The organism is Adhaeribacter pallidiroseus (genome assembly GCF_003340495.1).
Lineage (GTDB): Bacteria > Bacteroidota > Bacteroidia > Cytophagales > Hymenobacteraceae > Adhaeribacter > Adhaeribacter pallidiroseus.
This window is the reverse complement of sequence record NZ_QASA01000001.1, coordinates 1-13,280: the sequence shown is the minus strand read 5'-3', so window position 1 is coordinate 13,280 and position 13,280 is coordinate 1. Positions and strand designations below refer to the sequence as shown.

The window sequence follows — 13,280 nt, the reverse complement described above, 5'->3', positions numbered from 1 at the left end:
TTAAAATCAGGTAAATAATTTATAGATATCGTTGCCAAAGGCATAAACCATTAAGCCTAATAAAAGCACCATGCCCACTTTCTGGGCATTTTCTAAAAATTTATCCGAAGGCTTTTGGCCCGTTACCATTTCGTAGGTTAAAAACATGACGTGCCCGCCATCCAAGGCAGGAATAGGTAACAAGTTCATAAAGGCCAGAACCATGGAAAGCATGCCAACTAACGACCAAAACATGACCCAAGAGCCACCAAATAAACTGGCAATACCAATAGGCCCACTTACCGCATTACTGGCTTTGATTTTGCCGCGGAAAATTTTACTGAAGCCTTTAATATTAAGCACAATAATATTAAAGGCTTTTTGAGCACCTCTGGGGATGGATTGCGCAAAAGTATAATGCCTTGTCTTATAATTTAGTAAGCTTTTTACTTCTATACCTAAAAGGCCTCTTTTATTTACCGGCACTTGTAAGGCCAAATTTTGGTTTCCTCTTTCTACAACAATTTTAGTTACTTTGCCTTTATTACTTTGTAAAGCCTTATAAAATTGATGATAATATTGAACAGGTTGCCCTGCTACCTGAACTATTTTATCTCCGGCTTTTAAACCAGCTTTTATGGCTTTTTTCTTTGTAACATCGATAACTACGAACGGGCTACGCTCTGCTGCTACTGGCTCGTTTTCTTTTATAATCTCATTCAGTAAATTAGCAGAAGGCTTAATTTCTATAAATTTACCATCGCGGTTAATAGTGTAATTGATTTGATCGTTATCCAGCAACAAGTCCGGATTATTAATTTCATCAAACTCTTTGATAGCTTTGCCATTAACCTTTACTATTTTGTCCCCATCTTTAAGACCTATTTGCTGGCCCACCGTAGTTGCTACTATGCCATAGGTTGCATCATTAATCAGCAGGTACCTTTCGCCATAAATGTAAAGCAATAAAACAAATATGATAATACCTGCCAACACGTTTACCAAAACACCACCCAGCATTACAATTAAGCGCTGCCAAGCAGGTTTAGCCCTGAACTCGTAGGGTTTAGGTGGCTCGTTTAACATGTTGGTATCCAAAGACTCATCTACCATTCCGGAGATTTTAACGAAACCGCCCAAAGGGATCGCGCCAATCATGTACTCGGTTTCGCCGATTTGTTTCCCAATAATCTTGGGAGGAAAGCCGATAGCGTATTTTTCTACCCGCATACCAAACCATTTGGCCGTTAACATGTGGCCAAATTCATGAATGGCCACTAAAAAAGAAAGACCCAAAAGAAATTGAGCGATTGTAACAAAAAGATCTAAAAATTCTATTTCAGAAAAATCCATTTAAAAAAATAATTAAAATTTTAGCGGTTTTATTACTCTATATCTAAACAAAAACCAGAGCCGCTTGAAAAACAAATTTAGGCGTTTAAAGTTAAAACTTAATCATTTCTTGCGCTACCCGACGGGTTTCTTGATCGGTAGCCATATAATCGGTAAGTGCCGGATGAGCAATATAAGCAACTTTTGCCAGACAACTTTCGATTATGTCGGACATTTGCAAAAAACCTACTTTCTTCTCTAAAAAAGCCTGCACGGCTACTTCGTTGGCAGCATTTAAGACACAAGCCGCATTACCACCCTGCTCCATGGCCGCAAAAGCCAGTGCTAAATTGCGGAAAGTTTCTACATCGGGCTTCTCGAAGGTTAGCTGCGGATAATCAACGAAGTTAAAACGGGGAAAGCTGTTTTTTAGTCTGTGGGGGTAACTTAAGGCGTATTGAATAGGCAGTTTCATATCGGGCAAACCTAATTGGGCTTTCAATGATCCATCCTGAAACTGCACCAGCGAATGCACAATCGATTGCGGATGCACGACTACGTCTATCTGCTGATTTTGCAAATGAAACAGCCACTTGGCCTCAATTACTTCCAAGCCTTTGTTCATGAGCGAGGCCGAATCAATGGTAATTTTAGCGCCCATGTCCCAGTTCGGGTGCTTTAAAGCTTGCTCGCGGGTTACCGTACTTAAAAATTGTTGGCCTTTGCCTCGGAACGGTCCCCCGGAAGCGGTTAAAATTATCTTCTCAATCGGATTATGAAACTCTCCAACTAAACATTGAAAAATAGCACTGTGTTCTGAATCTACGGGGTAAATATTTACCCCTTTAGCGCGGGCCAGATCGGTAATTAACTGGCCGGCTACCACCAACGTTTCCTTATTTGCCAGAGCAATGTTTTTACCCGCTTCAATGGCTTTAATGGTAGGTTCCAGGCCCGAATAACCCACCATGGCGGTTAATACTACATCAATAGTATCCATTTGCACCACCGAATTTAAAGCGTTTTTACCGGCGTAAACTTTTATATTGTGCGCATCCAGCGCTTCAAAAACTTTATCGTACAAAGTTTCTTGGCCAATCACTACTACATTGGGTTTTACCGCCAGCGCTTGGGTAATGAGTAAATCGGCGTTGTTGTGGGCGGTTAGTACTTCTACTTCAAAGGCTTCGGGGTGCGCCTGAATTACTTCTAATGCCTGGGTGCCGATGGAACCAGTAGAGCCTAGTACCGCTATTCTTTTTTTCAATTTGCTTTTTTAATTAAATAGGTCTTTTGATAAAAGAACTTTTTTAAATTTTTACGCGCAACAGCGCTTCAGCAATAGTCCGGTCGTTGCTTAAGCGGGGTACTTTGTTTTGGCCACCCAGTTTACCTAAATCTTTCATGTAGCGTTGAAAAGCATCCGGCGGCAAAGCCGTTAATTGAAGCGGAGTTAAGATGTTGCCCACAATTAAATCATCGTAATACACGTTTAAAGCCCGTAACTGTTTGTCCAGCTCCTGACTAAAGGCAGCTAAATCCTGCGGTGGTTTAGCAAAGGCCACTAGCCATTCATGGTACGATTTACTGGCAGTTTGGCTTACGTAAGGGGCTACTGTAAACTCTACTACTTCTACTTCCTTAAATTTTTGCATAGCATTCCGCAAAGCTTTTTCAACTTCTTCGCCAATAACGTGCTCGCCAAAAGCCGAAATGAAATGCTTGATGCGACCACTCACGATTACTTTGTACGGGTTGATAGAAGTAAATTTTACCGTATCGCCGATAGAATAACTCCATAAACCAGCATTGCTGCTTACTACCAAAGCATAGTTTATACCGGTTTCTACTTCCGAAATAGGTAAGCGCCGCGGATTTTCATTGTAATATTCAGCGGCCGGAATAAACTCGTAGAATATGCCGGAGTTCAGCAGCAACAACATCCCGGGATCGTCCTGCTCGTTTTGGTAAGCAAAAAAACCTTCGGAGGCCGGAAAAAGCTCAATGGAATCAATAGATTTGCCAATGCTTTCCATCAGCTTGGCGCGATATGGTTCAAAATTTACCCCACCGTACACAAACAAGGAAAAATCCGGAAATACGTCTTTTATTTTTTTACCGGTGCGGGCGGTAATTTTATCGAAATACATCTGCACCCAGGGCGGAATGCCCGAAATAAGCGTCATGCGCTGGTTGATGGTTTCGGCAATAATGGCGTCCAGCTTTTCTTCCCAATCCTCAATGCAGTTGGTTTGGTAACTGGGCAGTTGGTTGCGCCGCAAATAGGCGGGCACGTGGTGGTTAGCAATGCCGGATAAGCGACCCGTTTTAATGCCACTTACTTCATCGAGCTCCGGGCTACCCGATAAGAAAATTAATTTACCATCCAGAAAAGTTGATTTACCGGTTTGGTGCACGTAGGCTAATAAAGCATCGCGGGCGCCGTTAATGTGGTTCGAAATAGAATCGGCGGTAATCGGGATGTATTTGGTACCGGAAGTGGTGCCCGAGGTTTTAGCAAAGTAAATGGGTTTACCCGGCCATACTACATCTGGTTCTCCTTTTTTCACTTTTTCCAGGTAAGGCGCTAAACCTTCGTAGTCGCGGACGGGTACGGCCTGGGTAAAATCGGCGTGGGTGCGAATATTTTTAAAAAAATGATCGTGACCAAACTTAGTTTGCTGGCCTTTTTGAATAAGATTATTAAATATTTTCTGCTGCGCCAGCGCCGGTTGTTGCATCCAGGCTTGGTTGCGCTGGTGCATGTAGGCGGCAAACGGTTTACTTAAAGCAGCTTTTATACCCATAGATCACGTGAAACGCTTTGCGGTTGGTAAAGGTAATTATATTCGCTGGTACTTGTAACGATTACCGGCTAGTTTTTAACCATCTTTGGCGGAACTGCGTACTTCCAGAACTACGGTTTATAACGCAAGAGCTACGGCTACCTATCTTGGCTTTTTTAAATATTTTAAGTAAATCGCGTACTTAAGCATAAGACAAATCAAACTCTAAAACTATGGCATTTACAACTGGTAAAGCTGTCTGGAATGGCGGCTTAAAAAATGGCAACGGTACGGTATCTACCGAGAGTGGAGCGTTAAATACTCCCTATACCTTCCGGACTCGTTTCGAGAACGATCCGAATGGGACCAATCCGGAAGAATTAATTGGCGCAGCATTAGCGGCCTGTTATTCGATGTTTTTGAGCAGCCTGCTCGAACAAGCCGGCAGCCCGGCTACGGCTATAAATACTTCAGCCAAAGTAACTTTAGGCAGTAAAGATGGCGGTCCTTTTGTTACCCGGATCGATGTTACTACCGAAGCCGAAGTAAATGGCTTAAGCGACAGTGACTTTCAGGAACACGCTCAAAAAGCGAAAAAAGGCTGCCCTATTTCGCAAGCTTTAGGCGGCGTGCCGGATATTACTTTGCAAGCTTCTTTAAAAAGTGCATAAACTGGTAATTAGCGGCCCAATGAGCGGCCGCTAATTTCTTATTGGTAAATAAAATTCTTCTATGAAATCATTGGTACGCGTAGGATTGCGGCCCTCCCGAAATGCCCGGCTTTCGTTTGGAGTGCAGTTAGCTTTAGTTTTTTTCTGGATTATTTATGCCTTGTTCCTGTTATTTACAGAAAGCCCTACCAACGACAGCCATTTTTTTCATTACGTTTTCCTGACTTTTGCCGTTGGCTACTTGCTATATATCTTAGCCCAGAATACCCCTGTATTTGGCACCCAATCGTACTTCGAAATTACTCCGGATTATATTGTGCTGAAGCGCGGACATTTCAAGCCCAAAACCATTTTTTCTTTCGAAGAAGTAGCCGAATTGCACATTGCTCCACTATCGTTACGCTTGCTTTTAAAAAACGGCGAAAGGCATACTATTGATTTAAAGATCATCAGCCGCCGTAAAAATTTAAAAAAAATCAAAGAACAACTGCATATTATGGCGCTTAAGTTTGATTTTGATTTAACCGAAGGGCCGGTTTCAGCGAATAATTCTTATTAATTTAAGCAAAGTGGATACAAAGAAGGCAGAGATTGAAGATATGTCTTTACTTCCGGATTTGTTCTCTTACACTACAATGCAAACGAATAGTAAGCCGTGGTTTTCATAGCAACCTACTGCGTTCTATTTAGTATGAAATGCTTCATTTAAGTACAAAAGCACCTTCCGTTCTGTTTTATCAGGTAAAAGAAAGAAAAATCAAACTCCTACAGCCAGAAATAAAATCCGGATACTTACCAGAATAACCAGCACTCCCACCAAAATCATCAACCCTTTTACGGGCAAGTTTTTCGACAAATTAGCCGCAATAGGTGCCGCAATAACGCCGCCTAAAATTAAACCCGCAATAATTTGCCAATGATGAATACCGATCATGGTAAAAAAGGTGAGAGAGCTGGCCAAGGCAATAAAAAACTCGGCTAAGTTAACGGAGCCAATGGTAAAACGCGGCGGATGACCACCTGCAATTAACGTGGAAGACACAATCGGTCCCCAGCCACCGCCGCCCACCGAGTCCATAAATCCGCCAAATACCGCTAAAGGCGGAATTAATTTCTCTTTTAACTTTTTACGGTTGGGTTTAAAGGCTTTAATAATGATTAAAACCCCTAAAACTAAGGTATAACCGGCCACTAACGGCTTCATAATGTGGTTATAACTTTCGAGTTCCGATAAAATATACGCGCCTAAACCTGCCCCAATTACTCCCGGAATTAGTAAGGAGGTAAACAACTTGCGGTTTACATTTTTTAATTTTAAATGCATCAGCCCGGAAGCTCCGCTGGTAAAAACTTCGGAAGCGTGTACGCTGGCACTAGCGGCCGCCGGCGAAATACCCACCGAAAGCAGAAAAGTAGTAGACGTAAGTCCGTAAGCCATACCCAATGCTCCATCTACCATCTGGGCGATAAAGCCCCCTAGCATATACAGAAAAAATTCGGAAGTAATATTTTGGGCCAGTAAATCGTAAATAGTAGCGGAATGGCGAACCGGTACTTGACTCAAAAGAAATAAACCAACTGCCAGAAATAAAGCCCATCCCGCATAGCGTAGTAATTTACGACCTTGCTTTGCTGGTTTTTCCGTTTCACTCATAGGGGTTGGTAATACAGTTGTTACTCCAGTTTTAACTTCCGTTTTATTATTACCGGATGGATTAGTAGGTAAAAGCATACAAGTTAATTAAGGAGTAAAGCTGTTTTTTTAAATTTTTGGATGCAAAGCCGGAATTTCCGGAACATGGGCGTATAAAACGGGGTATAAATGCGGAATGAAAATACAAATTACTGTAATACAGCAACTAAGGTTTAATAATTAAAAATAAAGTAGCGGTCGGAGCCGCTACTTTATTTAAAAAAACAATTGAATTATAAATTTGGCTGCGGCGTAGTTCGCAGATAAGGTTTAATAATGGTATGACCTTTCGGGAATTTGGCCGGAATATCCTCGGTTGCAATGGCGGGCACAATAATAACATCCTGACCGTTTTCCCAGTTAGCCGGCGTGGAAACGCTGTAATTGGCCGTTAGCTGCAACGAATCTATAACCCGTAAAATCTCGGCGAAATTGCGACCGGTAGAAGCCGGATACGTTAGAGTTAATTTAATCTTTTTATCTGGCCCAATCACAAAAACTGTTCGCACGGTAGCGGTGTCGCTGGCGTTCGGGTGAATCATATCGTACAGGTTGGCAATTTCTTTGGTTGGGTCGGCGATAAGTGGGAAATTTACCGTGGTATCCTGGGTTTCGTTAATATCTTTGATCCAACCGGCGTGCGAGTCGACGGGGTCTACACTAACGGCAATTACTTTGGTATTGCGCTTATCAAATTCGTCTTTAATGCGCGCTACGGCTCCCAGTTCAGTGGTACAAACCGGGGTATAATCGCGCGGATGCGAAAAGAAAACGGCCCAACTATCGCCTAGCCACTCATGAAAATGGATAACGCCTTGCGACGTTTCTGCTGTAAAATCGGGAGCTAAATCCCCTAATCGTAAAGCCATAGTTTTTTATCTGTTAAAGGTAAAACAAAGGATTATTTAGATGTTGTCCATTAAAATTAACCCGTGCAGAAAGTACTACTTTCTGAAAATCGCTAAATAAAATATAATTTTTAACAACACCCCAATTTTTAAAACGCAGCACATGTAAAGGCCTGCTACCAGCCTGTTACTAAATAATTATAAACTAAATCCGATCGAGGTAATATTTGCTGCTTGCTTTTTTAAATTTCACCGGTTATTTCCGTAGCAAATAAGTCTCAAGGTAATTTATTGGTTTTATATTTTCGAACACAATACTCAGTTCCTGCTCCAGTTCGGGCAAACGGCTTTCGGCCACGCGTACTTTCAGCAATTGGTTGTCCGGATCTACTTCGGCGTGGTGATGTAAAAAATAACTTTTCCGGAGCAAGGTATCGGCAAACAAATAAAAAGCTTCCGGATCGGTTGAAAACCGGAACGTTAAGCTTTCACCAAATGCGTTTTGCTTACTTGCTGGTTCCGTTTCGATTCCGGTATAATCTACTTTTTTGGCGTGCAGAAACTTAATTAGCGCTACCGAATTGCGCACCTGCGCGCGCAACGATTTCGTTAGCTTTTGCAGTTCTACTAAATGACTGTTTTTAAGTACCGTAATTTTAGGCTTAGCGGGCGTAGTCATCAGAACCGAAATAACATTAGCGGCCGCCGCCGGATAAGTACGTAATTTATCAGAAGAACTCCGGAAATTGCTTTCGGAAACAAGGGCATTGGAATATAAAGAGGTAATGGCTTTCATGCGGCAAAGTTTTTAAAGTAGAAAAATAGTTTTAACTCATTACAGCCAGCACCGTTCATCTACTCCGGTCCGGCCACTAGCTACAACAACACATGTAACAACAGCTTTCGATTTTAAAAACTTGCATAGGGCTCTTTATCATCTTGGGTTATAAAACCAATAATCTCTGATTTTGTTCAATCAAATACTAAACGGAGCAATCGGCTTATTTATTTAACAATCCGTCGATAGTTATGGCTACATAATACAAACCACCAATGGTTGGGCCAGCGGCGTACTGAATGTAGCGCTGGTTAAAGATGTTAGCTCCACCCGCTTTAATAGTGGTGTTTACTTTAGGCACCCGGTACGTTACCTGCGCATCAAAAGTGTGATAAGCCGGTACGGTACCGTTGGCTAATGGGCTTTCCCACAAGAAAGAATCCTGCCATTTCCAGACCACGTTAAAGCCTACATTTTTAAAAACTTCGCGGTTACCAACAGATAAATTGGTAATAAACTTTGGCGTGTTAAAGCCCGTTACAAACACATCCCTTTCGGCGTTAGTTTTAATATTATTATAGTTTACGTTACCAGCCAGTGTAAATTTCTGGTAAAAGTTATACGTAATTCCTAAGGAAGAGCCGTAATTATTGTACGTATTTTTGGCGTTGGTATACACCCGGTAGCGGGTTTGTTTACTCCGGTTAGCGGCTAACATATCGGTTACACCCGCATCGGTTCCTACTCTGCCGGAAGCAGGTACGGCTACTTCTACCTGGCCTAAAAATCCACTGTACTCGTTGGTATACGCATCAATATCTACTACTAATTTGTTATCCAGCAACACGCTTTTATAACCAACTTCAAATGAATTGATGCGCTCGGGCCGGGTAGCAGATAAGTTAGTTGCTTCCAGCAAAGCCCGGTTTTTTAAAGCGGCATCGTTCGCGGTTAAGCCGGCCGTTACGTCTTTATTAACGGCGGCATTAAAAGTATTTACCGAATTTAAAGTATACGAATTATCTAAATAACCCAGGCCCTCGTTAATATACGATAAACCACCTACGCGCCGCACATTGCCGTTATTTACGTAAGACAAGGCCTCAAATAAAGACGGGAACCGGAAGCCATTCTGGAACGAAGCCCGGAAATTATGTTGATCCGACAGCGTATACACAGCGGCAACCCGCGGGTTTAATTTCGGATCAAACTCCGGATTGTAATCCAAACGCAACGAACCGAATAATTTTAATTTGTTGTCGAAAAACGTTTTCGTTACCTGGCCAAAACCGCCTACTTTTTTGTAATACACGTTGTTACCGCCCGGCAATGTTCTTTCTTCGATAGGCCGCGAAAAGTCTACGAAGTTGTTCCCATCCGGAATAATTTCGTACAAACGGGCATCTAAACCAACCAATACATTTACAAATTTAATTTTATCACCAAAGTCGTACTGCGCATCGGCGTGATACAAGCGGCTCATTTGCCTTAACCAAGCGCCACCGGTAGCCGGTGCACCCGCAATTACAGCTCCATGGTCCCAGTTATTGATACTACGAATGGTATTTTTTAAATTTTCGAAAGCCGGCGTACCTGGTTCCGGCCGACCTTGATCAGCCGACTGGCGGGCGTTCTGCATGGCAGTAGCTAAGTCAACGCCGCTATTTAGTTCGTTTTGCAAGGCAGTTTTAAATTTTCCACCCCACACTGAATTGGTACCACCACCGGTGATATCCAGGTTGTCCACCATCGGTTTTACATTATAAGAATCGCCGGTATTTTCGATGGAGGCGTAACCACGGATAAAATAATTAGTGCCTTTTAACTCTAGCCGGTGGTTTTGTACCCGCACGTTATCCAGCTGAATTTTATTTCCGCGCTGAAAAACCCCGTCCATTTTACCAATGCGGTAACCATAAGAAAGCTCGGCGTTTTCGTTTAAGCGGTAGTGCAATGCGGCATCAAATTTTAAATTATCTACGATTGGGCTCACAATATCGCGTTCCCAATAACCGGTACGCCGCACCAAAAAGGTTTGGTTTTTACCCTGATACTGCACGCCGCTTAAAGTAACCGCATTGTTGTTTTCGTCGCCGTATTTATTCCAGGCATCGTAAGCCGGGTTGTTGGCACCTGCCAGTTCCGGAAAACTAGGATTAGCCGTATTTAAGTTATTGGGGTTCTGATCGGTAGCGGTGTTAGATCGCCAGTCGGTACCCCGCATGTAGCTCCCGTTAATTTTAAAGGCCCATTTGTTGTTAAAAGCTTTGGCGTACCGGATAGCTGTTTCGGTTAATACGCTCGGGTCGTGGTCGATGCCGTCTACGTGGTTTACCCCGGTTTTCTGGTAAACACTTAAACCCTGGTGCAAGAAAGGGCTTTTGGTAATTAAGTTGGCCATGCCATTAATCGCGTTCATGCCGTACAAAGCCGATGCTGCCCCCGGCGTAATTTCTACGCTGGCAATATCCAATTCCGTTGGGCCAATAGCATTACCCAACGGTACGCCCAAAGTGGCCGCTTGCATATCTACGCCGTCTACCAATTGCATAAACCGGAAGTTATTCGGGATATTAAAACCACGGGTATTAGGCACTTTAAAGGTAAGGCTGGAAGTGGTCATCTGCACGCCTTTTACGTTTTCCAGAGCATCGTAAAAACTGGGGGCCGGAGTATCTTTTATCGCCCGGATATCTAATTTTTCAATAGCTACCGGTGACTTTAAAATACTTTCTTCTACCCGCGAAGCCGTAATAACTACTTCTTTACCCAGTACGGTTTGGGTAACCATAGCTACATTCAATTTAGAGCCGACTCCTTTTACTTCAAACTCTTGCTGCTGAAAGCCCACCGAAGAAAAAATTAAAGTAAATGGAAACCGTAACCGGGTACGCAAAGAAAAATCGCCAGCATTATTGGTTACAGTGCCGGTAACGGTGCCTTTTACGTAGACACTTACCCCGGGCAAAGGATCTTTGGCTTCCTGGTCGGTTACTTGGCCCGTAATTTCAATAATATTATTCTCCTGACCATAGGTGGTTAGCACAGCTATAAGCAGAACGTAAAGGAGTAAAAAAGTTTTTTTCATGGGTTAAAGGTAAAAGCAGGATTGGTGAGGTGGTACAGAAGTTTTTTTAAAATTTTAGTTATTTTGCTGCGTTTAATGCTAAACAGATCTGTAAAACAAAGCACCTAAACAGGTATAAAACAGTTTTGTTTCCGTTAGGCAAGATAGATGGCAGCAAGTAGTTAAAGGCATTGTCTATAGAATTTGTAGACAAATAACGCAAGAAGTTTTGAAAGAGCCAAATCTTTTTTTTAAGCTACCAGGGTATTCATTTTTTCTAGGTCCGTTAGATAGGTAGTATCCAGAATGTTGGCAGTAGAATCACGCACCTTTTTCATCACAATCCGGATTTCGCAGGTTATTTCGTCAACGCACTCGTCGCATTTGCGGTAATACAAATGACTCACGCAGGGAATAGGAGCCAGCGGGCCGTCGATCATGCGGATAACGTTGCCCACGGAAATTTGCGAAGGATCTTTTACTAAAGCGTAGCCGCCATTTTTACCGCGGGTACTTTGCAGCAAGCCCTGGGTTTTTAAATCTACCAGAATAGCTTCCAGGAATTTACGGGGAATACGTTCCCGCTCGGAAATATCCGAAATAAGAATGAGGCCTTTATCGGCGTTTTTGGTGAGGTATAAGAGGGCTTTTAGAGCGTATTTCGCTTTTTTTGAAAGCATATCAGTTCCTAATTCCGGCTATCAGCCGGTTTTCACTTTAAATTTCTTTTGTAGTTCTTGTATCGATGCTTTAAATTTTTTATCTGTATCAATTAAATCCGAAACGGTTTGCACCGAGTGAATAACGGTACTATGGTCCCGGCCACCAAAATGGTAACCAATAGATTTTAAAGAATGACTGGTAAATTCTTTGGCAAAATACATCGCCACCTGCCGCGCCGTTACAATTTCTTTCTTCCGGGTCTTGGCTTTCAACGAGTCCAGGGTTACATCAAAGTATTCGGCTACCGTTTTTTGAATGAAATCCAGGTTTACCTCGGTTTCTACGTCTTCAATAATGTGCTTTAAGGCATTTTTAGCCAATTCCAGGTCAATCTCTTTGCGGTTCAGCGACGATTGGGCAATTAACGAAATCAGTACGCCTTCCAGTTCCCGTACGTTGGTATCCACGGAATAAGCCAGGTACTCAATTACGTTATTCGGAATATCAATGCCATCGGCCTGCATTTTTTTCTGAATAATGGCCATGCGGGTTTCAAAATCCGGACTTTGCAAATCGGCGGTTAAGCCCCATTTAAACCGGGAAAGTAATCGCTCTTCCAAACCTTTTAACTTCGGCGGTGCGCAGTCCGAAGTCATCACGATTTGTTTGCCGGACTGGTGCAGGTGGTTGAAAATATGGAAAAACATTTCCTGGGTTTTCTCTTTCCCGCTCAAAAACTGCACGTCATCAATAATCAGGATATCAACGAGCAGGTAAAAGTTCGCAAAATCCTGAACCGAATTGGTTTTTAATGACTCGATAAACTGATTAACGAATTTCTCCGACGAAACGTACAGTACAAATTTCTCGGGCCAGGTACTTTTAATATGGTTGCCGATGGCGTGTACCAGGTGCGTTTTGCCTAAACCCACGCCGCCGTATACCATTAAGGGGTTAAAAGACGTAGTACCGGGTTTGGCAGCTACCGCGTAACCCGCCGAACGGGCCAGCCGGTTGCAATCGCCTTCGATGTAATTATCAAAATTATAAGAACCGTTTAACTGCGAATTAAAAAAATTCCGGTCGATGGTTTTGGATTCGAACGGATTTTTTAAAAAATGTTGCTCCGGATGGTATGAATTAGAAATAGCCGTGGGTACTTTTTTGGTCGGAATATTTACCGTTTGCGGTTTATTAAAATCGTTGCCCCGATCCACGATAATCGAATATTCCAGCCGGCCTTCGTTCCCTAGCTCCTGGTAAATAACTTTTTTGAGCAGACTAACATAATGCTCTTCCAGCCATTCGTAAAAAAACTGACTGGGCACCTGGATCGTCAGTACGTTGTCTTTCAGCAACAAAGGCACGATAGGCTCGAACCACGTTTTGTAGCTCTGCTCCCCTATGCTGTCCTTTATCACCTGCAGACAGTTTTTCCATACTGTCGTACAGTCTTTAATCAT

At 42.7% G+C, this 13,280-nt stretch carries 11 protein-coding genes; 2 read left to right on the top strand and 9 right to left on the bottom strand.

Annotated elements, in window-relative coordinates:
* Positions 1–6: 6 nt before the first annotated feature.
* From rseP to AHMF7616_RS00045, 3 genes are all read right to left on the bottom strand, one after another.
* Positions 7–1,332: an RIP metalloprotease RseP gene (gene rseP, locus AHMF7616_RS00055; protein ID WP_115371022.1), complete on the bottom strand. Its 1,326-nt coding sequence runs from the start codon at positions 1,330–1,332 to the stop codon at positions 7–9.
* 91 nt (positions 1,333–1,423) lie between these two features.
* Positions 1,424–2,578, bottom strand: coding sequence for a 1-deoxy-D-xylulose-5-phosphate reductoisomerase (locus tag AHMF7616_RS00050; RefSeq protein WP_115371021.1), 1,155 nt, complete (start codon positions 2,576–2,578; stop codon positions 1,424–1,426).
* A 43-nt stretch (positions 2,579–2,621) separates the two neighbouring features.
* Positions 2,622–4,118 carry a GH3 auxin-responsive promoter family protein gene (locus tag AHMF7616_RS00045; RefSeq protein ID WP_115371020.1) on the bottom strand — a complete coding sequence of 499 codons (1,497 nt, stop codon included), beginning with the start codon at positions 4,116–4,118 and terminating at the stop codon, positions 2,622–2,624.
* 212 nt (positions 4,119–4,330) lie between these two features.
* Here AHMF7616_RS00045 and AHMF7616_RS00040 point away from each other — a divergent pair, with 212 nt between their 5' ends.
* Both AHMF7616_RS00040 and AHMF7616_RS00035 read left to right on the top strand, forming a co-directional pair.
* A complete protein-coding gene (locus tag AHMF7616_RS00040; RefSeq protein ID WP_115371019.1) occupies positions 4,331–4,768 on the top strand; it encodes an OsmC family protein in 438 nt (145 codons plus the stop codon).
* Positions 4,769–4,829: 61 nt separating this feature from the next.
* Positions 4,830–5,327, top strand: a complete 498-nt coding sequence (locus AHMF7616_RS00035; RefSeq protein WP_115371018.1) for a hypothetical protein — start codon at positions 4,830–4,832, stop codon at positions 5,325–5,327.
* Between the two features lie 198 nt (positions 5,328–5,525).
* Here the strand turns inward: AHMF7616_RS00035 and AHMF7616_RS00030 are convergent, their stop codons facing one another.
* The 6 genes from AHMF7616_RS00030 to dnaA form a co-directional block, all read right to left on the bottom strand.
* The gene (locus tag AHMF7616_RS00030; protein ID WP_233507217.1) at positions 5,526–6,422 is read right to left on the bottom strand and encodes a sulfite exporter TauE/SafE family protein; all 897 of its coding nucleotides are present in this window, start codon (positions 6,420–6,422) and stop codon (positions 5,526–5,528) included.
* Between the two features lie 272 nt (positions 6,423–6,694).
* On the bottom strand, positions 6,695–7,330 hold the full coding sequence (locus AHMF7616_RS00025) for a peroxiredoxin (protein ID WP_115371016.1): 636 nt from the start codon (positions 7,328–7,330) through the stop codon (positions 6,695–6,697).
* Between the two features lie 235 nt (positions 7,331–7,565).
* Positions 7,566–8,105, bottom strand: a complete 540-nt coding sequence (locus tag AHMF7616_RS00020) for a hypothetical protein (protein WP_115371015.1) — start codon at positions 8,103–8,105, stop codon at positions 7,566–7,568.
* Between the two features lie 205 nt (positions 8,106–8,310).
* Entirely contained in the window at positions 8,311–11,175 is a 2,865-nt protein-coding gene (locus tag AHMF7616_RS00015) for a TonB-dependent receptor (RefSeq protein WP_115371014.1), read from the bottom strand.
* Between the two features lie 230 nt (positions 11,176–11,405).
* Positions 11,406–11,834 (bottom strand): RrF2 family transcriptional regulator, encoded by a 429-nt coding sequence (locus tag AHMF7616_RS00010; RefSeq protein ID WP_115371013.1) that lies wholly within the window; start codon positions 11,832–11,834, stop codon positions 11,406–11,408.
* Between the two features lie 21 nt (positions 11,835–11,855).
* On the bottom strand, positions 11,856–13,280 hold a 1,425-nt coding region (gene dnaA, locus AHMF7616_RS00005; protein WP_115371012.1), incomplete at its 5' end, for a chromosomal replication initiator protein DnaA.